The sequence below is a fragment of the Corallococcus sp. CA053C genome, from assembly GCF_003611675.1.
In the GTDB taxonomy this organism is placed as follows: domain Bacteria; phylum Myxococcota; class Myxococcia; order Myxococcales; family Myxococcaceae; genus Corallococcus.
In genome coordinates this window covers 1-19,725 of record NZ_RAWA01000011.1, presented here as the reverse complement: position 1 = coordinate 19,725, position 19,725 = coordinate 1, and the positions used below count along the sequence as shown (strand labels likewise).

Annotated in this window: 17 protein-coding genes; 5 read left to right on the top strand and 12 right to left on the bottom strand. The window is 69.9% G+C overall.

The features are described from left to right. Positions 1-15 precede the first annotated feature (15 nt). Entirely contained in the window at positions 16-1,533 is a 1,518-nt protein-coding gene (locus D7V97_RS02930) for an Hsp70 family protein (RefSeq protein ID WP_120609046.1), read from the top strand. A 12-nt stretch (positions 1,534-1,545) separates the two neighbouring features. Here D7V97_RS02930 and D7V97_RS02925 read toward each other — a convergent pair whose 3' ends face one another. Then, the gene (locus tag D7V97_RS02925; RefSeq protein WP_120609045.1) at positions 1,546-4,272 is read right to left on the bottom strand and encodes a PAS domain-containing hybrid sensor histidine kinase/response regulator; all 2,727 of its coding nucleotides are present in this window, start codon (positions 4,270-4,272) and stop codon (positions 1,546-1,548) included. A gap of 262 nt (positions 4,273-4,534) precedes the next feature. Between D7V97_RS02925 and D7V97_RS02920 the strand changes: the two genes are divergently transcribed. Beyond that, positions 4,535-4,927 carry a two-component system response regulator gene (locus D7V97_RS02920; protein WP_120609044.1) on the top strand — a complete coding sequence of 131 codons (393 nt, stop codon included), beginning with the start codon at positions 4,535-4,537 and terminating at the stop codon, positions 4,925-4,927. 25 nt (positions 4,928-4,952) lie between these two features. Here D7V97_RS02920 and D7V97_RS02915 read toward each other — a convergent pair whose 3' ends face one another. From D7V97_RS02915 to D7V97_RS02885, 6 genes are all read right to left on the bottom strand, one after another. After that, entirely contained in the window at positions 4,953-5,627 is a 675-nt protein-coding gene (locus D7V97_RS02915) for an SOS response-associated peptidase (protein WP_120609043.1), read from the bottom strand. Between the two features lie 80 nt (positions 5,628-5,707). Continuing rightward, complete coding sequence (dgt, locus tag D7V97_RS02910; protein ID WP_233582482.1) at positions 5,708-7,156, bottom strand: dGTP triphosphohydrolase; 1,449 nt, start codon at positions 7,154-7,156, stop codon at positions 5,708-5,710. A gap of 115 nt (positions 7,157-7,271) precedes the next feature. Next, positions 7,272-7,940: a DUF2378 family protein gene (locus D7V97_RS02905; RefSeq protein WP_120609042.1), complete on the bottom strand. Its 669-nt coding sequence runs from the start codon at positions 7,938-7,940 to the stop codon at positions 7,272-7,274. Between the two features lie 64 nt (positions 7,941-8,004). Beyond that, positions 8,005-9,447, bottom strand: a complete 1,443-nt coding sequence (locus D7V97_RS02900) for a sensor histidine kinase (RefSeq protein WP_233582481.1) — start codon at positions 9,445-9,447, stop codon at positions 8,005-8,007. A 266-nt stretch (positions 9,448-9,713) separates the two neighbouring features. After that, positions 9,714-11,360: a GMC family oxidoreductase gene (locus D7V97_RS02895; RefSeq protein ID WP_120609040.1), complete on the bottom strand. Its 1,647-nt coding sequence runs from the start codon at positions 11,358-11,360 to the stop codon at positions 9,714-9,716. Between the two features lie 485 nt (positions 11,361-11,845). Then, the gene (locus tag D7V97_RS02885) at positions 11,846-12,037 is read right to left on the bottom strand and encodes a hypothetical protein (RefSeq protein WP_120609039.1); all 192 of its coding nucleotides are present in this window, start codon (positions 12,035-12,037) and stop codon (positions 11,846-11,848) included. Between the two features lie 61 nt (positions 12,038-12,098). On the opposite strand from D7V97_RS02885, the gene D7V97_RS02880 reads away from it, so the two are divergent. The 3 genes from D7V97_RS02880 to D7V97_RS02870 are packed head-to-tail and all read left to right on the top strand — an operon-like array spanning position 12,099 to position 15,656. Continuing rightward, complete coding sequence (locus D7V97_RS02880) at positions 12,099-14,489, top strand: glycoside hydrolase family 31 protein (protein WP_120609038.1); 2,391 nt, start codon at positions 12,099-12,101, stop codon at positions 14,487-14,489. Positions 14,490-14,539: 50 nt separating this feature from the next. After that, entirely contained in the window at positions 14,540-15,172 is a 633-nt protein-coding gene (locus tag D7V97_RS02875; RefSeq protein WP_233582480.1) for a hypothetical protein, read from the top strand. Positions 15,173-15,182: 10 nt separating this feature from the next. Beyond that, positions 15,183-15,656 carry an SMI1/KNR4 family protein gene (locus tag D7V97_RS02870; protein WP_199728683.1) on the top strand — a complete coding sequence of 158 codons (474 nt, stop codon included), beginning with the start codon at positions 15,183-15,185 and terminating at the stop codon, positions 15,654-15,656. A 12-nt stretch (positions 15,657-15,668) separates the two neighbouring features. Here D7V97_RS02870 and D7V97_RS02865 read toward each other — a convergent pair whose 3' ends face one another. The 5 genes from D7V97_RS02865 to xth form a co-directional block, all read right to left on the bottom strand. Continuing rightward, positions 15,669-16,388 carry a double-CXXCG motif protein gene (locus D7V97_RS02865; protein ID WP_120609036.1) on the bottom strand — a complete coding sequence of 240 codons (720 nt, stop codon included), beginning with the start codon at positions 16,386-16,388 and terminating at the stop codon, positions 15,669-15,671. Between the two features lie 15 nt (positions 16,389-16,403). Continuing rightward, positions 16,404-17,081 carry a TIGR02269 family lipoprotein gene (locus tag D7V97_RS02860; RefSeq protein ID WP_120609035.1) on the bottom strand — a complete coding sequence of 226 codons (678 nt, stop codon included), beginning with the start codon at positions 17,079-17,081 and terminating at the stop codon, positions 16,404-16,406. Positions 17,082-17,182: 101 nt separating this feature from the next. Then, positions 17,183-17,497: a hypothetical protein gene (locus tag D7V97_RS02855; RefSeq protein WP_147444662.1), complete on the bottom strand. Its 315-nt coding sequence runs from the start codon at positions 17,495-17,497 to the stop codon at positions 17,183-17,185. Between the two features lie 48 nt (positions 17,498-17,545). Beyond that, positions 17,546-18,718 (bottom strand): threonine synthase, encoded by a 1,173-nt coding sequence (locus D7V97_RS02850; RefSeq protein WP_120609033.1) that lies wholly within the window; start codon positions 18,716-18,718, stop codon positions 17,546-17,548. Positions 18,719-18,732: 14 nt separating this feature from the next. Beyond that, a complete protein-coding gene (gene xth, locus D7V97_RS02845) occupies positions 18,733-19,503 on the bottom strand; it encodes an exodeoxyribonuclease III (RefSeq protein ID WP_120609032.1) in 771 nt (256 codons plus the stop codon). Positions 19,504-19,725: the final 222 nt, after the last annotated feature.

Sequence of the window (19,725 nt, the reverse complement as noted above, 5' to 3'; positions counted from 1 at the left end):
GGATGGGGGCACATCATGAGCACGAGCGCCGCCCCCATCCTCGGCATCGACTTCGGGACCACCAACACCGCGGCGGCCTTCTTCGACAAGGCAGGCAAGCTGCGCGTCGTCCCCATCGCGGAGAAGAGCCTCACCCTGCCCTCCATCGCGTGGTTCCACGCGGGCGACAAGGCCATCGTCGGCCCCGCGGCCCGGCGGCAGATCATCGATGATCCGCGCCACACCATCTTCGGCGCCAAGCGTTTCCTGGGCCGCCGCTTCCAGTCCGAATACGTGGCGCGCCACCGGGGCCGCTTCGCCTTCGAACTGGTCGAGGGCCCGGACGGCTACACCGCCGTGGAGGTGTACGGCAAGGTGACGCCGCTCATCGACGTGGCCCACTTCATCCTCAAGCACATCCACACGCTCGCCAACCACACCGCGGGCGCGCGCTTCGAGGAGTGCGTGCTCACCGTGCCCGCGCACGCCAACATCCGCCAGCGCGAGGCCATCCGCCACGCGGCGGAGAAGGCGGGCCTGCGCGTGCGCGCCATCGTCAACGAGCCCACCGCCGCGGCGCTCTACTACGCCAACCTGCGCAACCCCGAGCAGACGGTGATGGTGTTCGACCTGGGCGGCGGCACCTTCGACGTCACCCTGATGGCGGTGCAGAACCGCGTGGTGAAGGTGCTGGCCACCGGCGGCGACGCGTTCCTCGGCGGCGCCAACTTCGACGAACAGATTGTCGAAGCGCTGGTGGAGGACTTCCGCAAGAAGCAGGGCATCGACCTGCGCGGCAACAAGGTCGTCATGCAGCGGCTCGTCTTCGCCGCCGAGTCCGCGAAGATGGCGCTGAGCAACGCCACGTCCGTCCCCCTGCGCGTGCCGTGCATCACCCAGAAGGACGGCGCCTTCGTGGACTTCCAGTACACGCTCACCCGCGAGCAGGTGGAGGCCATGGTGTTCCAGCTCATCGAGCGCACCGCCGCCGCGTGCGACGACGTGCTGGAGAAGGCGGGCCTGAAGCCGGAGGCCATCGACGAGCTGGTGATGGTGGGCGGCCAGACGCGCATGCCCGCCATCCGCAAGCGCCTGTCCCACTTCCGCAAGCTGTCGTCGGAGAAGGAGGTCCACCCGGAGCTGGGCGTGGCCGTGGGCGCCGCCATCCTCGGGCGCAACCTGGCGCGCGGCATCACCGGCCTGTCGGACGTGGTGCCCATGCCCATTGGCGCCATGGTGCCCGGCGGCGGCCAGCACGAGGTGCTCCCCGCCAACACCCCCGTGCCCGGCACCCGCTCCGTGTCCCTGGACCTGCCGCCCTGGCCCGGCCCCGTGCCGGTGGCCCTCTTCGAGGCGCTGGACCGCACCACCGTGGAGCGCGAGCTCTTGGGCACCGTGCGCATCGAACCGGAGTGGCGCGTGGCCCACCCGGGGCCCACCACGCTGGAGCTGAGCATGGCGCCGGACTTCTCCCTCACCGCCCGCCTCGTCGCGCCGGACGGCCAGCGTCAGCCGCTGACCATCAGCGACCCCAACGCGCCCCAGCGGGCGTAGGACAGTGGGCGCTCAGCCCGTGGCCCGGGGCACGACGGAGCCCTTGAGCTGCTCCAGGAGCCGGCGGCTCTCCTCCAGCGCCTCCTGGCACTGGGCGACGAGCGGCCCCAGCCCGTTCAGCGCCTCCGGCACCCGGGCGTCCGCGCGCTGCTCGATGTCCCAGCACAGCGACTCCAGCCGGGCCGCCCCGAAGTAGGCCGCGTTGGACTTGAGCGTGTGCGCGGCGCGCGCCAGGTTCTCCATCTCCCCCTCGGCCAGCGCCGTGCGCGCGTCGTCCATCAGCCGGGGCATGCTCTCCAGCGCCGTGTCGATGAGCTCCGGGAGCATCCGCTCCACCTGCCCGTCCAGCGACTCCCACAGCCGCTCCAGCGCCGAGGGCTCCAGCCCGCGGATGCGCGGGGTGCCCACGCGGGGGACCTCCTGGACGTGCGCGGTGGGCCGGGCCCCGGGGGGACGCGGCAGCCGCTCCCACGCGCGGCGCAGCGCGGAGATGAGCTCCTCCACGCGGATGGGCTTGCTGAGGAAGTCGTCCATGCCCGCGTCCAGGCACTCGCGCCGGTCCGCCGTCATCGCATTGGCCGTCATCGCGATGACCCACGGCTGGTCGGCGGCGGGCACCGTCGTGCGCAGCTGGCGCGTCGTCTCCAGCCCGTCCATCTCCGGCATCTGCACGTCCATCAGCACGACGTCGTAGCGCGCGCGCTCCAGGGCGTGCAGCCCCTCGCGGCCGTTGGACGCCGTGTCCACCGGGTAGCCCAGCCGGTCCAACACCAGCAGCGCCAGCTTCTGGTTGGTGGGGTTGTCCTCCACCAGCAGGATGCGCAGCGGCATCTGTTCGCCGGGGCGCGCGTTGAACACCGAGCGCTCACGGGTCGCGAGCGCCGGCGCGGGCGGCGGCTTCGCGGAGATGAGGTCCTGGGCCAGGCACGTCATCAGCGCGTCGTGGAGCTGCGAGGCCTTCACCGGCCGGGGCAGCACCGCGGTGAACATCCCGTGCGGCTGGGTGTCGCGCTGGTCGAAGGACGTGAGCAGCAGCAGGGGCAGTTCGCGCGCGTCGCGCTGCTGGCGGATGTGCGCCGCCAGCGACGGGCCATCCATCAACGGCATGCGGTGGTCCAGGATGGCCAGGTCGAACCGGGCCCCCGACTCCAGGCGCGTCAGCGCATCCGCCCCGGAGCCCACCTCCACGATGTCCATGCCCCACGCGGACAGCTGCCGGCCCAGCAGCTTGCGGTTGATGGCGTTGTCGTCCACCACCAGCACCCGCCGGCCCTGGAGCTTCAGCGAATCCGGGCGCAGGGACTCCGCGCTGCGCGGGGCCTCGCGCGCCTGGAACGTGAAGTGGAACGTGGCGCCCCGGCCCGGCACGCCCTCGCTCTCCATCCACAGCCGCCCGCCCATCGCCTCCACCAGTCGCTTGCTGATGGCGAGCCCCAGGCCCGTGCCGCCGAAGCGCCGGGACACCGATTCGTCCAGCTGGTTGAAGGGCTGGAAGAGGCCACTGCGCGCGGACTCGGAGATGCCGAGCCCCGTGTCCTGCACCGCGAAGTGCAGCTCGAAGGTCCCCGTGGGGGCCAGGGGCCGCCGGGGCGTGTCCACGGAGATGGACACCCCGCCGCGCTCGGTGAACTTCACCGCGTTGCCCACGAGGTTGAGCAGCACCTGCCGCAGCCGCGCGGAGTCGCCCACCACGTTCACGGGCGTCTCGTCGGTGACGTGGTAGCCCAGGTCCAGGGACTTCTCGCTGGCGCGCATGGCCAGCAAATCCAACACGGACTCCACGCACTGCCGCAGGTCGAAGGGCTTCTGCTCCAGCTCGACGCGGCCGGCTTCGATCTTGGAGAAGTCCAGCATGTCGTTGAGCAGCTCGAGGAGCGCGTCCCCGCTCTGGCGGATGGTGGACGCGAAGTCGCGCTGCTCGGGCGTCAGCGCCGTGTCCATCAAGAGCCCCGCCATGCCGATGATGGCGTTCATCGGCGTGCGGATTTCATGGCTCACCGTGGCCAGGAACAGGCTCTTGGCCTGGTTGGCGTCCTCGGCGGCCTGGCGCGCCCGCTGGAGGTCGGTGATGTCGTGGTAGATGGCGATGAAGCCCAGCGACCGGCCGCCCACCATCACGGGCAGCGCGCGCAGCTCCACGTCCACCACCGTGCCGTCCTTGCGCACGCGCCGGGTGACGACGTGCACGCGGTCCTTGCGCAGCACCTCGCGCGACGTCTCCTCCGCCTCCGGGCGGATGCCGTCCACGTTGGCCACGAGCTTGAGGATGTTGCGCCCCAGCGCCTCCTGCGGCGTGTAGCCGAAGAGCGTCTCCGCGGCGGGGTTCCACGTGAGGACCTCGAAGGCGCGGCTGATGGTCACGATGGCCACCGGGCTGTGGCACACCACCGCCTCGAAGAACTCCTTCTGCTGGCGCAGGGTGGCTTCGGCCTCCTGGTGGGCGTCCGTGCCGCGCAGGAGCAGCACCCGGCCCCCGTCCGCCTGGGGGATGGACAGCACGCGCAGCGAGTGCGTCGCTCCGTCCCACTGCGTCTCCTGGGGCGCGCTGCCCACCTGCGGGGGCGCCCAGCCCGGCAGCACGTGGTCCACCTGGAGGCCCACGAGCACCTCGCGGGGGCCGAGCAGCGCCTCCGCGGCACGGTTCACGGCCACGACCCGCAGGGTCGGGTCCAGCACGAGCACCCCGTCACGGGTGTGCTCGAACAAGGCCGGATACGCGCTGGGTGGCAGTTCGGACAACCTTCCCCCTCCGTCCAAGAACTGTAGGTCAGTCGAGGCGCCAGTTCCACGCCATCCATGAAAACCATGGAGGTGGGCAGGCGCCGGTCCGCCCCAGTCCCCCGGGGACACGGTGGATCAGGGGGTTAGGGGGCAGCCTGGCGGACAACCCCCGCCCGTGTCGTCCCTCCACCGGGCCGCCGGCCCGGAATCAGAAGCCAGCCCTGGGCGGTGCGGCGGTGGGGCGACCTAGCTTTCCCCGGACCCCACGGAAGAGAGAGTCGTGTCACACACGAACGCGGCCCCCCTCATTCTCATCGTCGATGACGAACCGGAGTTGGAAGTGCTGGCCCGCTATCTGGAGCTGGAAGGCTATTCCGTCCTGACGGCGTCCAATGGCGAGGAGGGGTTGCTGGCCCTCGCCTCCTGTCGCAAGCCCTGCATCGTCCTGCTGGACCTGATGATGCCGGTGCTGGACGGCTACGGCTTCCTCCAGCGGCTGCACGACGACGCGACCCTCTGCGGGCTCCCCGTCTTCGTCGTCACCGCCAGCTTCCCCACGCAGCAGATGGCAGGCACCGTGGGGCTCCTGCTCAAACCCCTGCACATGGACGTCCTGCTGGAGGCGGTAGCACCGTACTGCCCGCCCTCCAATGAAGACAAGAATTCCAGTTGAAACACCGGAGATTGTCGACAGCGACTCAGGCCGCGAGGCGGGCCACGCACTCCGGCCCGTCGTTGGCGGGGGAGTTCACCACCCGCGCCACTTCGTAGTGCTCCAGCGCCGCGTCCGACGCCGGGACGAGCAGCGGCAGGAGGACCGAGGCCTCCTGCGGCTCCGGGCGCAGCCACACGGCCTGGGCCTCCGGCGAGAGGATGACGGGCATCCGGTCGTGGATGGGCGCCATCAGCGCGTTGGGGCCGGTGGTGATGATGGTGCAGGTGCGCAGGACTTCACCGGTGTCCGGCGCCGTCCACTCCTCCCAGAGCCCCGCCAGCGCCAGCGGCTTCCCGTCGCGGTGGTGGAACAGGTAGGGCGTCTTGGGCTTCGTGGACTGCTTCCACTCGTACCAGCCGTCCACCACCACGAGGCACCGGCGCCGCTTCAGCGCCGAGCGGAAGCTGGGCTTCTCCGCCACCGTCTCGCCGCGCGCGTTGATCAGCTTGTTGCCAATGGACGCGTCCTTCGCCCACGAGGGGATGAGCCCCCAGCGGAACACGTCCAGCAGCCGCTCGCCGTCGTTGGGCACCACGGGCAAGAGCTGCGTGGGACACAGGTTGAAGCGCTCGCGCTCCAGCGTCGCGCGCGCGCCCGCGAGCTCCAGCTCGGCGACGAGCTGCGCGGGGGAGGTCCGGACGGTGACTCGGCCACACATGAGGGAAAGCCTAGCGCCCGGAGGCCGGGCTCGCACGTTCCGGGTGGCCGGCCGGTGGGGAACCGACGGGCCGGCCGGAACTAGGTGGGCAGCTTGATGCCGGACAGGCGCTGGAAGAGCTCCACCGCGCGGCTGTCCGACAGGCCGGAGATGTAGTCCGTCACGCACAGCAGGCGCTGGTAGGGGCTCAGGCGGCGGATGGCCTCGTCGCGCTCCGGCGGCGCCTCGTCGTCCGCGGCCGCGAACTCCGGACGCTGGAAGCACTCCATTGGCATCAGCTGCCGCAGCTTCTTCTCCTCGCGGTTCGGCGCCTCCGCCACCACCGCGCAGGCGAACATCTCCAGCAACCCGCCCAGCGTCTTGAAGCCCGCGCTTTCAATCTGGAGCACGCGCTCGCTCTCGTAGCCGTACCTGCGCGTGAGGTCCGTGATGGCGCCCAGCTTCTGCTTCACCTGGGGGCGCAGCGACTTGAGCGACGTCTCCAGCGTGCCGGCCTCCAGCGCGGCCGCATGCTCCAGGAAGGCCTCGACACACGCGGGGATGAGCTCCCCGATGGCCATCGCGCGCGCCTGCGCCATGCGGGTCTCCAGGTGGCGCGAGGGCCGGGAGCGCGGGGCTTTCGGGAGCAGCGACTCCAGCAGCTCACACGCCTGCTGCATGGGGAGCAGGCCCAGCTTCGCGGAGTCCTCCAGGTCGATGACGGCGTAGCAGATGTCGTCCGCCGCCTCGACGAGGAAGGCCAGCGGGTGGCGGCAGAAGACGCCGGGCTCGCGCTCGCGCAACCCCAGCTCCCGGTAGGCCAGCTCCGCCAGCTCCCGGTCGTCCTGGAAATAACCAAACTTCTTCTCCGACACGATGCCCTTCGCCGGCTCGCGCGAGCCGGGGAGCACGGACGGGCGCGGGTACTTGCTCATCGCGCCCAGCGTGGCGGCCGTGTAGCGCAGCCCGCCCCGGCGCTCGCGCGACTGGAGGCGGTTGAGGATGCGGAAGCCCTGCGCGTTGCCCTCGAAGTCGCGCAGGTCCTTCCACTCGGCCTCCGTCTGGAACGGGCTTCCGCTCCCCGTCCCCGGGGGCGGCAGGCGCTGCTCCACCCAGTGCTGGATGGCGGCCTCGCCCGAGTGGCCGAAGGGCGGGTTGCCGATGTCGTGCGCCAGGCACGCCGCCGCCACGATGGTGCCCATGCGCGCGGGCTCCAGGTCCACGCCCTGCTCGCGCAGCCCCAGCCCGGCCTGCTGTCCCAGGGAGCGCCCCACGCACGACGCCTCGATGCTGTGGGTGAGGCGCGTGCGCGTGTAGTCGCTCGTCGACAGGGGGAACACCTGCGTCTTGTCGTGCAGGCAGCGGAACTCGCTGGAGAAGACGATGCGGTCGTAGTCCCGGTCGTACGCGGTGCGCTCATCCATGAGCCGGCGCGTCGCGTCCGGCGTCGCGGAGGACGCGGCCAGCTCCGGACGGGGCTCCGAACCGATGCGCGTGTTCGACAGGAGCCGCCGCCAGCGCTCCGTCCGCTCCTGACTCTCGCTGCTCACCACGGGGCCTCACGCTCGCCGGAAGAAGGGGCGCCACCATCGTGCTCCGGCGCCCCGGCCGCGCAAGTTCCCGCCGCGCCCTGCCCTGCCTCGCTGGCCTCGCTCGCGCAGAGGCCTACTGCACCACCCCGCGCCGCACGTTCGGGTTCCCGGCCAGCACGTCGGCGGGCGCGTCCCAGGTGATGTGGTACTCGGTGTCGAGCAGGCTCAGCTTGCGGCCGACGATGCGCGGGTTCCTCGCGCCCACCATGGTCATCACCTCGCGCAGCACGCCCTCGTGGTACGGCGGCGGCATGAAGTCGCGCCGCATGACGAACACGGCCTCGCGCGGCCCCTTCCACTCCACGGACCGGTCCCCGTAGCTCACCGCGAGCCGGTAGCCGGAGGGCAGGCTGGACACGAGCTTGTGCGTGTCCCCCAGGGCCAGCAGCAGGAAGGTGCGGCCCACCGCGGACTCCAGGAAGCCCCGGGTGCCCTGCATGCCCATCTGCCGCAGCGCTTCGTCCACCCCACCCCACCGGGGCGCCAGCACGCGCGCCGCCACCTGCACCAGCTGCAGGAAGGTCGACACGGGGTAGTTGAAGAAGCCCACGAACCGCTTCCCCTCCGTGGCGGCCCGGCAGGCGGCCACCGCCTCTTCGCCCATGCCGACGCGCACCGACTCCAGCACGCCCAGGAAGAACATGCCCCGCGCGGTGTCGTGCTCCGTGGCCGCCATGCGCCGGACCACCCAGTCCGCCTCGACCAGACGGGCCTCCTTCGATGGCTTCACCTCCGCCTGCATGCGACCTCCATGACCACGTGGGCCTGCCCACAGCGCACAGCTTGAAGCCAACCGGGTGCGGACGCTAGGGATGTGCCGGCACCGCGTGCTCCGGCGTAGGGTCGTCGGGAAAGTGGACGGTGAAACGGGAGCCCCGGCCGAAGTCGCTCTCCGCCTGGATGCGGGCGCCGTGGCCCTGCACCAGGCGCTTCACGATGGCGAGCCCCAGCCCGGTGCCGTGCAACTTGGTGGTGAACATCGGTTCGAAGATGCGCTCCAGCATCGGCGCGGGGATGCCGGGCCCGTCGTCCGTCACGCGCAGGCTCCAGCCGCCGCCGTCCCGGGCTTCGGCGTGCACACACACCTCGCCCACGCGCTCCGGAGGAATGGCCTCCACCGCGTTCTGGATGAGGTTGACCAGCACCTGCCGGAACTGCTCGCGGTCCAGGTGCGGCACCGGCAGCCCTTCATGCACCTGGTTGTGCACGCGCACGCCCTCGCGCAGGGGCACCACGCTGATGGCTTCCTCCACCAGGGGCCGGAGCGGACACGGCCTGACTCGGGGCGGACGGCCCTTCGCGTAGTCCAGCAGTTGGGTGACGATGACCGAGCACGCCTGGAGCTCCCGGTCGATGATGTCCAGGAAGCGCGGGATGCGCGGATCCAGTCCGCGGTCCCCGTCCTTGCGCAGGCGGCGCAGGATGAAGGCGTGCGCGGTGCGAGCGGCCGCCAACGGGTTGCGCAGCTCGTGGCTGACGCTGGCGGTGAGCTGTCCCAGGGACACCAGCCGCTCCTGCCGGCCGATGTGGTCGCGAAAGGCATACACCTCCCGCACCGCGGCATCGAGCTGGCCCGTGCGCAGCGCCAGCTCCCACTCGCCGGTGTGCTCCGACAGGGCCTGGCGGCGGGCCTTCTCACGCAGCTCCCGCAGGGCGTCCCGCGACGCGACGGCCAGCACCCCGGCGATGACGGCCACCCAGAAGCCGTGCTCCAGGAAGCGCCAGGCCTCCGGATGAGGCTCTCCGAAGAGGGACTCCGGCCACAGCGCGCCCCGCACGCCGTGGTCCACGAGCACGGTGCCAACAGCGGTGAGGAGCACCTTCGGGTCGCGGTAGAAGGCCAGCAGCGCCAGCGAGCCGAAGAGGTGGAAGTGCGTGGAGAGGCGCCCGCCCGTCAGGTGGATGAAGAGCGCGGACCAGAGCAGCTGGCTCACCGCCACCCCGTGCCGCGTGCCGGCCTCCCCCGGGCGGAGCAGCGTGAGCATCACCGGGAACAGGCTCAGCGCCGCGCCCAGCAGCACCGCGGTCTCCAGGAAGGGCGCGTGCGCCCGGCCCTGCCATGCGGCCGGCGAGACGAACACCGCCACGAGGATGGCGAGGGCCCACTGCCCCACCATCAGCCAGGTGAACAGCGCATCCACCCGGCCGCGCGCTTCGCGCAGGTGCAGGGCCACGAGCGCCGCCGCCCGCGCTTCCAGCCGCTGGGGAGCAGGCCCCACTGCATGCGAGGAATTGGCTGACGTGGACAAAGCCATCTCTTCACCCGGCCGCGATGATGGCGGAAGCGATTGATCCTGTAAAAATGGATTATACGTGATTCTCAGGACCTACCATGCTGCTTCAGGGCACGAGGATTGACCGCGCGTGAACACTGCCAGTCCCCACCCGGGCCGGTGATTCCCAGCGCAATCCGAGCGAAATCCAGGCGGCCCCCCGCCCCTGTGAGCAAGGCACCAACGGCGACCGGGCCTCCGGTACGAGGCCCGTGCTCACCCTGCGACACTGGAGGGCGACTTCAGGACAGCGCGGCGAGGGGCTGGGAGCGCGGCGCGTCGAGCGTGGCGTCGGTGTCGCCCCGGGGCAGCTCGCGCGCGGCGGGGATGAAGGTCATCGCGCGTTCGGCGAGGGCGGTGATGGTGAGAGAGGGATTGACGCCCGGGTTGGCGGAGATGGCCGAGCCGTCCACCACGTAGAGCCCGTCATAGCCATACAGGCGGTGGCGCGCGTCGATGGCGCCCGTCTCCGGCGAGTCGCCCATGCACGCGCCGCCCAGGATGTGCGCGGTGGTGGGGATGCCCATGAGCGTCTCGCTGACCATCGTCATGGGATAGCCGTCCAGTTTGTCGGCCACGCGCTTCGCCAGGTCGAAGGCCTCCGGCATGTTGGCGGTGGGCGCGGAGCCCTTCTGCAGGCCGGTGGTGAGGCCGGTGCGGAAGCCGGTGGTGAGCGCCCGGCCGCGCTTCATACGCAGGTGGCCCTCCATGGTGCGCATGTAGAGGAGGATCATCGTGCGGCGCGCGAAGTCCGGGACAAACCACGCCTGGAGGAAGCGCAACGGGCGCCGCGCGAGCAGGCCCACGAGGCGCGCCATGCGCGACCACGCGGTGGCGCCGGGGACGTGGGGCGCCATCAGCAGGCGGAAGAAGCCGGAGCCCGCCGGGTAGCGCACGGGCTCCAGGTGCGAGTGCGCGTCGGTGTGGAGGATGGACCCGATGGCGATGCCCTTGGACAGGTCCTGGTCCTTGCGGCTCTTGCCGCTGACGATGCCGATGAGGGCCTCGGAGTTGGTGCGCACGCCGTCGCCCACGCGCGGGGAGAGCCTGGGCAGTCCGTCCGGCCGGTCCTTGAGCTTGAGCAGGAGGTCCATGGTGCCCAGCACGCCGCCGGCGAAGATGACGTGCTTCGCGGTGAAGCGGCGCGTCTTCTTGAAGAAGCCCGTGCCTTCCTTCGCGGTGACCTCGTAGCCGTCGCCGCCGGGCAGGGGGCGCACCCACGTCACCTCGGTGTCGGCGTGGAGGGTGAGGCCGCGCTTCTGCGCGAAGTAGAGGTAGTTCTTGTCGAGCGTGTTCTTCGCACCGTGACGGCAGCCCAGCATGCAGCCACCGCACGCGATGCAGCCGGTGCGCTCCGGGCCCTCGCCGTTGAAGTAGGGGTCCTTCACCGTGACGCCGGGCTCGCCGAAGTAGACGGCCACGGTGGTGGGCTGGAAGTCGGTGCGGCCCAGGTCGTCGCCCACCTGCTTGAGCACCTGATCCGGGAAGGTGCTGAGCGGGTTGACGGTGGCGCCCAGCATGCGGCGCGCCGTCGCGTAGTGCGGCGCCAGTTCCTGCTTCCACGGCGCCAGGTGGCCCCAGGAGGAGGCGTCGAAGAAGTCGTCCTTCGGGATGGGCAGCGTGTTGGCGTAGACGAGCGAGCCGCCGCCCACGCCGACGCCGGACAGCACGGTGACGTGGCGGAGGAACGTCATCTTGAACAGGCCGCGCCACCCGAGCTGCGGCATCCACAGCCAGCGCTTCAGGTCCCAGTTCGACTTGGGGAAGTCCGGGCCCTGGAGGCGCCGGCCCTTCTCCAGCATCACGACGCGATAGCCCTTCTCGACGAGCCGCAACGCGCTGACGCTGCCGCCAAACCCCGAGCCGATGATGAGCCAGTCGCAATCCATGACGTCCTCCGTCCGGGATGGAGCCACGCACCCCGGAGGTCCGCACTGTACGCCAACCGCGCGGGCTGTCCGGTGGGCGCGGGCGCACGTGCTCCGGGAGGAGGGCTCCGCCTGGACGGCGGGTGTCAGCGCTTCGAGGCCTGCTTCCTCGCCCGGCGCGCGGCGGGGGTGTTGGGGACGAACTGCTTTCCCGCGCGGGAGCCGGTGCGCTTGCGGCGTTCGGTGGCCTTCTTCTGCGCCGGGCTCAGGTGGGCCCAGGCCTCCTTCGGAAGGTAACGCGCGGTGGTGCGGCCGTGCCGGGCGCGAGAGCTCCCGTCCTGGGTCTGCCACTGCTCGGTCGTCCAGGACTTGAGGTGGCGCTGCGAGCCCGAGCGCGGGCCCTGGTAGCCGCCTCCGGCCTTCTTGTATTCGCTGGCGAGGAGCTGGGCCTTGCGCGCGCTCCACTCGCCGGGCCTCCGCCCTGTCGCCCGCCCTCCTGGCGGGGGCTATGCGGGGCCGGTCCCCGGCGCGAGGGGCCGGAACAGGTGGCACGCGCGCACCGGCTGGGGCGCGTACTTCTGGGGGAGGAGCGGACAGAGGATGAACGTGGAGGTCCGCGTCTGGACGTACTTGGGCGGCGCGGCGCAGCGGTGGCAGAGGCTGTCCGGGAAGGGCAGGGGCTCGGGGGGCGGCGTCATGGCGGTGACAGCATCGCACGGGGACGGGTGCGGGCCGCGGCGTGCTTCCTAGATTGCGAGCATGCACGTCGACGACCTCCTCATCGAGCCTTCCCGCCTGCGCCTGTCCGGTCGCCACGCCGTCCTGGAGGTATCGAGTCCCCTGCCCGGCGTGCTGCGGCTGCGCCACGCACCGGTCTCCTCGGAGGTGGGCTTCCTGCACCCCGAGCTGCCCGGCAAGCAGTCCTGGGCGGTGACGACGGACGGGGCACGCCCGCTGGAGGTGAAGCGCGATGGGGAGCGCGTGCACGTGAGCGCGGAGGGCGTATCGCTGGAGGTGGACGTGGAGTCGGGGACGTGGCGCTTCCGGGACGCGGACGGGCGTGAGCTGGCGCGCAGCCTTGGCGTGCACGGCGAGGTGGAGGCCGCGTATCCGATGAGCCGGTATCGCTCACGGCTGGTGCTGCGGGCGCAGCCCGGGGAGCGCTACCTGGGCTTCGGTGAGAAGGTGGGCCCGCTGGACAAGCGGGGGATGCACTTCACGTTCTGGAACACGGATGTGATGCCGCACCACCCGGACACGGATCCGCTCTACCAATCCATCCCGTTCTTCGTGGGCCTGCGCGAGGGCGTGGCGTGGGGGTTCTTCCTGGACGAGTCCTGGCGCTCGGAGGTGGACGTGGCACGCGCGGATGCAACGCGGGTCGCCTGGGAGTCGTGGGGCCCGGAGCTGGACTGCTACCTGTTCGTCGGGCCGGGGCCGGCGGACGTGGTGCGGCGGTACGCGGCGCTGACGGGGTGTCCTCCCCTGCCCCCGCTGTGGAGCCTGGGCGCGCAGCAGAGCCGCTGGGGCTACGAGAGCGCGAACGACGTGCGCGGCGTCATCCAGGGGTACCGGCAGCGGGGGTTGCCGCTGGACTGCGTGTACCTCGATATCGACTACATGGATGGCTACAAGGTCTGGACGTGGGACGGGGCGCGCTACCCGGATCCGGCCGGCCTCGTGCGGGAGGCCGCGGCGCAGGGCGTGCGGCTGGTGCCCATCGTGGATCCGGCGTTGAAGCAGGAAGAGGGCTGGGCGCTCTACGAGGAGGCCAAGTCACGCGACTACCTGGTGCGCTACGACCGGGGCGGCGTGCTGGTGGGCGAGGTGTGGCCCAGGCCCGCGGTGTTCCCGGACCTGACGCGGCCGGAGGTGCAGCGCTGGTGGGGAGGCCTGCACCGCGACTTCGTGGAGCTGGGCATCGCGGGGTTCTGGAACGACATGAACGAGCCGTCGTGCTTCGCGGTGCAGCCGGACCTGGGAATCCTCACGCTGACGAGCCAGCGTTCAGAGGGCGTGGGCAAGGTGGAGGGGCCGACGCTGCCGTATGACGCGCGCCATGGGGACAAGCGGCACCTGGAGGTGCACAACGTGTATGCGCTGGGCATGGCGAAGGGGGCCTTCGAAGCTCTGCGCGAATTGCGTCCGGAGGCCAGGCCGTTCCTGCTGACACGGGCGGGATCCGCGGGCATCCAGCGCTACGCGGCGGTGTGGACTGGGGACAACTCCAGCCATTGGGCGCAATTGGAGACCTCGCTGGCGATGCTGATGGGGTTGGGATTGGCGGCGGTGTCCTTCACGGGGGTGGACATCCCCGGCTTCATCGGGCGGGCGAACGGGGAGCTGCTGGTGCGCTGGATGCAGGCCGGCACGTTCTACCCGCTGATGCGCAACCACGCGGGCAAGGGAACGCCGCCGCAGGAACCGTGGCGCTACGGGGAGCCGTACCTGACGCTGGCGCGCGAGGCGTTGGAGAGGCGGTACCGGTTGTTGCCCACGCTGTACACGCTGATGCACGAGGCGTCGGAGACGGGGATCGCGCCCATGCGGCCGCTGCTGATGGAGGCGCCTGGGGACGCGGAGGCGGTGGGAGCGTTCGATCAATTCCTGTTCGGGCAGGACCTGTTGGTGGCGCCAGTGGTGCGGCCGGGACAGACGAAGCGCCTGGCCTGGTTGCCGGCGGGGGCCTGGCTGGATTGGCCGGGGCTGGAGGGCACGGGACAGGTGCGCGAGGGAGGACAGTACGTCATCGCGGACGGGCCCCTGGACACGGTGCCGGTGTGGCTGCGGGCCGGCGGCGCGGTGGCGCTGACACTGCCGGCGCTGCACACCACGGACGCGAACTGGAAACACCTGGAGTGGCACGTGCACGCGGCACCGGAGATCCGGGGGCGACTCTACGAGGACGCGGGTGACGGGTACGGGGAGTCTCGGCTCACGGTGCTGCGCGGGGGACTGACGGACGGTGTGCTGCGATTGGAGCGGAGCGAGACCGGGGCGCTGGCGCGGGCACGGGCGGAGGAGACGGTGCGCGTGTATGGCTTGAGGTCCGTGAAGCAGGTGACGGGGGCGCGTGAGCACCGGTTCGAGGACGGGGCGCTGGAGCTCCAGGTGGCGGCGGACTGGACGCGGCTGGTGATCGAGCTGTAGCCGCCGTAGGCGCTGCCGGAATTTCACCATCCCCGGGTAAGGTGGGCGGCGTGAACCCATCGAAACAGCCAACTGGGATGCTCTCCGCCGCGCTGCTCGCACTGCTGTGCTCGGCATGTGGCTCGACGGTCATGCCCTCCATCACAGGCCGGAAATGGGTCAGTCCCATTGTGAGCGTCCCTGGCGGTGGGCAGTTCCGGACCACGATCTACTACGGGCCCTGGCAGTGCAGTGCCCAGCTGATGAGCTACTGCCAGAACAAGTGCGCAGGTGAAGGCCATGTACTCCAGGGCTGCATGTGGCTCGCGGACGTGAAGCTGGACTTCGTAGGGACCGTGCTCCAAACGGGAAGCCGTTTCGGGATGACGCATTGCTGTTGCAACTACAGCACGCTGTCCACTGCGCAGACCGCCGCACAACGTCAACGGTGGGAGAACATCCGGGACGGGTTTCGAGAGCAGTGGGCCCGGCGCTTCGGGCAGTGGCCGACGGACGCGCAAGGAAACAACTGGCCCGCCCACCACCTTCGCGACCTGCACCACGGCGGCAACCCGACGGACTGGGAGAACCTCCTGCCCATGCCTCAGGACATCCACGGCAAGCTCAACGCTCTCTACAATCAGTGTTACGCGAACAATCCGCCGTGGAGCACGGTCGGCATCGATTATCCCTATGGGGAGTAGGCCCTTGGCAATGCAGCCCTTGCTCGCGGAAATCTCCCGAAGCCACTTTCCCAATCCGCCCGCGACGCGTGCGCAACTGGAGGACTTCGAGCAGCGCGTGGGCTGGCGACTCGACGCGGACCTGCGCGCCTTCTACCTGCACTGCGATGGGGCCGAGCTGTTCAAGACTCCGAACACGCCCTTCCACCTGTGCTCGTTGGCGGAGGTCGTGCGTGCGCGGACGGTCCTGGGGTTGGCGGACACGGATGAATGGGGGCCGCCCTCCTGGTTCATCGTCTGCAACCTCTACGACACCAACTTCGTGCTCCTCGACGTGAGTCGACAGGAGGCCGGTCGCTACATCATTCGCGACGGATATCGCGAAGGGTTTCCCTCTCCCGAAGCCTGTCCGCGAATCGCGGGTTCATTCGCTGAGTTCCTGGAAGGCGCGCTCCGGTCCAATGGACGATGGTTCTGGCTGGATAAACTCCAGCAGCAACCCTAGCGAGCGACGGATTCAGGGAGGGACGACGGGCACTTCCTTGAACACAACCCCTTCCAGTCCAAGACGCGCGATGGCTTCCGCGAATCTCTCCGTGGCGATGATGACGGTCGTGAAGTCCGTCAGCCGGAACAGGTCCTGTCCTGTGGGCAGCGTGCTTCCGTCCAGGCTGGGCGCATTGGGAAGGCTATCGCCCTGACGTCCGCAGCGTTCACAGGGGCGCTCACGGCCGGAAGGGAAACAGTTGTCATGCAGGCGGCCACGGGGATGAACCTCGACCTCCAGCAACTCCGGCGCGGACTTTCCTCGGAAGTGAAGGTCCATCTTGCTGGTCCTGAGTTCGATGCCGGCTTCTTCGCGGAGTCGCTCCATCGCCTCACGCTGAATGACCAGCCGCCAGGGGTACGGCAGATGCAAATCACCCCATTTGCCAGTTGCCTTGCCGCTGTACAAACCGAACTCGGCGCCCGGCAGGAGTGGAACATCGAAGGGCACTTGAGGCCGCAGCAGTCGGCGAAGCCGTTCGTACTCTTCGAGCGGCACCTGTCTCGCCTCTGCAAGTTCATGTCGGTGAGACCATCCGGAAAGGTCCACGGACGGGTAGGCCTCCCCCAGGCCGCCGCGACTGGCTTCGCACACCGGGCAGAGTCCCCCCGGAAGGCCCCACCGATGGGCACCATTCAGGAAGCCACTGAAGCGTGGCCCCGCCGCAGGAAGAAGCTCGAAGAACTTCATCAGCGCTCCTGGGGTCTAGTGAAGTGAGTAGTAGGGAACAATGGGCCCCATGATGTCGAATCCGATGATCATCCGGTTCAACTGGTCCTGGATTTCCTTCGGAGTCGCGAGCGGATTCATGCGAGCGAAGTCACGCCACGCTTGGTTCCAGGGGCCACCTCGCCCACCTCGTCCGTGCAGTCGCACGTGCTCTGCACGCGGAATGACCATCGTGAAATCATGCACGTTGATGCCCGCTTGCCGCTTGAAGAACAGCGCGAGTTCCGACTCCTGAGGATACAGATGGTGACGGACCCAGCCCGAACCTGAAGGCTTCCTGCCATCCGTGGGTGCGGGGGCTGGCGGATGGTTGTACCAGCGGATGACGAAGATAGCTTCGCGGTCTCCCGGCAGGGACTGGGCACTCCCCCAATTCCTCCGAGGGCCAGAGCCCGGAGCCGATGCCGCGACCGGAGGCCGGACACCGCCGCCCCGTGCCAGCAGCGCTCCCGCGTCCTCACACCGGTAGAGGCCACACAGGTCGTCAGCGCAGACCAGGGTGACGCACCGGTCTTCCTCTTCACAAGCACCCTCTGCGGAGTACTCCGCCTCGCTCCAGGGGTCCAGCGCAGGCAAGGGAGCCGACGCGCAGCCCCCCACGAGTGTCGTCAGCAGCAGGAGCAGCGCGAGGACGCCGACTCGTGGGCATCTCATCAGAGCGTGCCCGGCGGGAACGGCAACACTGGCGCGTAGCCCCCCGGTGCAACCGGCCCCAGGTGTTCGAGCACGGAAGGGCGGACGTGGGGGGCGTTCCATCAAAACTCCTTCACTTCCCAGTACACCGCCGACCCGCTCTTGAACGTCGGCTCCTTCAGGTACTCCTGAACCTCGTTCAACTGGTCCGTCTTGAAGGTCAGCACGACGTACTCGGCCTCCACCACTGCACCTTCCGAAACGAAGCTCTTCATCACGATCTGATGGTTCACCGACCGCGAGAGCTTGTTCTCCAACACCGACAGCCTGAAACCCGTGGCAGCCCGCCTGTCAGCAAACTCAACCTGGAAGCAGTGCATGTCTTTCATCCTGACGTCCGAGAATGGCGTCACAAACGGGCTGTCTGACTTTCGCATGAGGCAATCCGAGAATCCCTCTCACGTGCCCCCGGGGTCCGCCCCGGCTCACCACAGCGGCGCCATGTTCTCCACGTACTTGAACCCCGTGCCCGTGTTGAACACGACCACGGATTCATCCGGAGTCACGTCGCCCGCGGCGTGGAGCTTCTTGAGCGCCGCCACGCAGGCGCCGCCCTCGGGCGCCACGAAGAGCCCCTCCGCGGAGGCGATGTCCTTGGTGCCCTGGACGATCTCCTCCTCCGTCACCGACACCGCCGTGCCGTGGCTGTCCTTCACCGCGCGCAGGATGAGGAAGTCACCCAGCGCCTTGGGCACCCGCAGGCCGTGCGCGTGCGTCGTCGCCCCCTGCCACATCGGCGCGTCCGGCCGCCCTTCCGCGTGTGCCTTCACGATGGGCGCGCAGCCTTCCGCCTGCACCGCCACCATGCGCGGCCGCTTCGCGCCGATGAGCCCCATCGCCTCCATTTCCTCGAAGGCCTTCCACATCCCGATGAGCCCCGTCCCCCCGCCCGTCGGGTACAGGATGACGTCCGGCAGCGTCCACCCGAGCTGCTCCGCCAGCTCGTAGCCCATCGTCTTCTTGCCCTCGACGCGGTAGGGCTCCTTCAGCGTCGCGCACTCGTACCAGCCATGCTCCTTCGCGAGCCCCGCGCACACCCGCCCGGCGTCGGAGATGAGCCCCTCCACCGTCTCCACATGCGCGCCGTACGCCCGCGTCTCCATCAGGAACAGCGACGCGATGTCCTTCGGCACGAAGACGTGCGCCTCCATCCCGCCCCGCGCCGCGTACGCCGCCAGCGCGCTGCCCGCGTTCCCCGCCGACGGCAGGCACACCGCCTTCGCCCCCAGCGCCTTCGCCATCGACACCGCGGCGGACAGGCCGCGCGCCTTGAAGGACCCCGTCGGGTTGCCGCTCTCGTCCTTCACGAGCACGCGCTTCAAACCCAGCCACTCGCCCAGCCGTGGCGCGGGCAACAGCGGCGTGAAGCCCTCGCCCAGGCTCAGCCGGTGCGCCGGGTCTTCTACCGGCAGGACCTCGTGGTAGCGCCACATGGAGCGCTCCCGCGTGGGCAGCGCTTCCTTGCGCAGCGTGCGCGCCGCGCGCTCCAGGTCATAGCGAGCGAACAGCGGCGCCTGACACGCCGTGCAGAGGTTCCACACCGCGCCCGGCGCATACGTCCGGTCGCACTTCGTGCAATCGAGTCGGAGGACAGACATGCCCCCGACTCTACTCAGTCCCGCAACTCCAGCCACACCGGCGCGTGGTCCGACGGCTGCTGGCCCTTGCGCTCCTCGCGATCCACGTCACACGCCGTGAGCCTGGGCACCAGCGGCGCCGTGAGGAACAGGTGGTCGATGCGCACGCCCCGGTTCTTCGGGAACGCCAGCATCCGGTAGTCCCACCAGGAGAACTTCTGCTCCGTCGGGTGCAGGTGGCGGAACGCGTCCGTCAGGCCCCAGACGCACACCTGCTGCAACACGTCCCGCTCGCGCAGGGTAAACAGCGTCTGCCCTTCCCACTGCGCCGGGTCGTAGACGTCGATGGGCTCCGGCGCGATGTTCCAGTCCCCGCCCATCACCAGCGGCTCGTCCGGCTTGTGGCGCGAGTCCAGGTAGCGCCGCAGCCGGCGGAACCACTCCAGCTTGTACACATACGCGTCCGAGTCCACCTGCTGCCCGTTGGGCGCGTAGGCGCTCACCACCCGCACGCCGCCCACCGTCGCCGCGATGAAGCGCGCGTGCGTGTCGTCCACGCCGTCCGACAGGCCCCGCACCACGTCCGTGGGCTCCTGCTTCGCCAGGATGGCCACGCCGTTGTACGTCTTCTGCCCGTGCACGGCGGCGAAGTAGCCCGCCTCCTTCACCGCCTCGAAGGGGAAGTCCGCATCGGTGCACTTGAGCTCCTGCAGGCAGAGCACGTCTGGCTGGGCGCTCTTCAGCCAATTGACCAGCCGCTGCTGCCGGGCCCTCACCGAGTTCACGTTCCAGGTCGCGATTCGCATCGCGGGCGACCGTCGCACGCGGCCCACGCCCCCTGCCACGCTTTTCCCCGCCGCTGTGGCTGGGGGGACACACCGGAGCACCCTCCCGGGGGGAAACCCGTTGGCACAGCCGTCGCAATAGCCCCCTTCCGGGCCGCCACCACCGCGGCCCCGGGACGCCGCTCCAGGCGCCCCGCCGCTTCCGCCCGAGCAGCCCCGAGGGGATGGCCATGAACCCGAAGT